Genomic DNA, 1,290 nt, shown 5'->3' with positions numbered 1-1,290 from the left:
TGTATGGACTGGGCACATACGCAACAGGTGTTCGGAGACATAGGAAACACTTCTTCAGCGCCATTGGCGCAAGGAGAAGGGCATGCCTTGGCAACCGAGAGACCTGATGGACATCAAACGCGAATTCGTGGCACTGGCCTTGCAAGAAGGCGCCAACCGGCGCGAGCTGTGTCGGCGCTTTGGCATTGGCGCGAAGGCCGCATATGCACTGCTGGCGCGTTACGCCCAGGAAGGCGATGGCGCTTTCAAAGCCCGCTCGCGTCGCCCACATGTCAGCCCGCTGCGCACTCCGGCCGCGATGGAGACCGCTTTGCTCGAGCTGCGGCACGCTCATCCGGCCTGGGGCGGGCGCAAGCTCGCGCGGCGCCTTGTCGAGTTGGGGCACCGGGACGTGCCGTCCGCGGCCACGGTCACAGCCATCTTGCACCGCCACGGCCTGATTACGCCGGCTGCCAGCGTGGCGGCCCAGCACTGGCAGCGCTTCGAGCACCCCGAGCCCAATGCCCTGTGGCAGATCGACTTCAAGGGTTACTTCGAGACGGCCGGCGGCAAGTGCCATCCGCTGACCGTGCTGGACGATCACTCGCGCTTCAACCTGGCGCTGCAGGCCTGCGCACGCCCGGATACGCCCAGCGTGCGGGAGCACCTGACAGCCGTGTTCGAGCGCTACGGGCTGCCGCTGCGCATCAATGCCGACAACGGTGGACCTTGGGGCACTCCGAGCCAGGCCGCGCACGGCCTGAGCGAGTTGAGCGTGTGGCTCATCCGCCAGGGCATCCAGGTCAGCCACAGCGCGCCCTACCACCCGCAGACCAATGGCAAGATTGAGCGCTTTCACCGCTCGCTCAAAGCCGAGGTACTGGCCGGGCGCAGCTTTGCCGACCTGGCCCAGGCCCAAAACGCTTTCGAGCACTGGCGCGGCGTTTACAACTGCGAGCGGCCGCATCACGCACTGGGCCTGCGCACGCCGATCGAGCGCTACCGCAGCAGTCCCAGGGCCTATGCCGGGCAGCTCGCTGCCATCGAATACGGCCCAGACGACATCGTGCGGGTCGTGGGCTGGAATGGTGCTGTCGCGTTTCAGGGTGTCAAGCTCAGGGTCTCCACTGCGCTGCACCGACTGCCCATCGCGTTCAGGGCAGATCCCCGGGCCGATGGTTGCTTCGATGCTTTCTTCTGCCATCATCACTTCATGCGCATCAACATGAACACCATCCTCGATTCCAACTAACCGGGCAAAGTGTTTCCTATGTCTCCGAACACCTGTTTCCCATGTCTCCTGTCCATACA

General features: G+C 64.4%; 1 protein-coding gene. It reads left to right on the top strand.

From position 1 onward, the window contains the following. Window positions 1-82: 82 nt before the first annotated feature. Window positions 83-1,231, top strand: a complete 1,149-nt coding sequence (locus AC1DUR_RS25785) for an IS481 family transposase (RefSeq protein WP_477720928.1) — start codon at window positions 83-85, stop codon at window positions 1,229-1,231. Window positions 1,232-1,290 lie beyond the last annotated feature (59 nt).

The organism is Polaromonas sp. P4_F4 (genome assembly GCF_056401355.1).
Note: the sequence above shows the minus strand (reverse complement) of the source record. Positions and strands in the feature narration are given on the sequence as shown.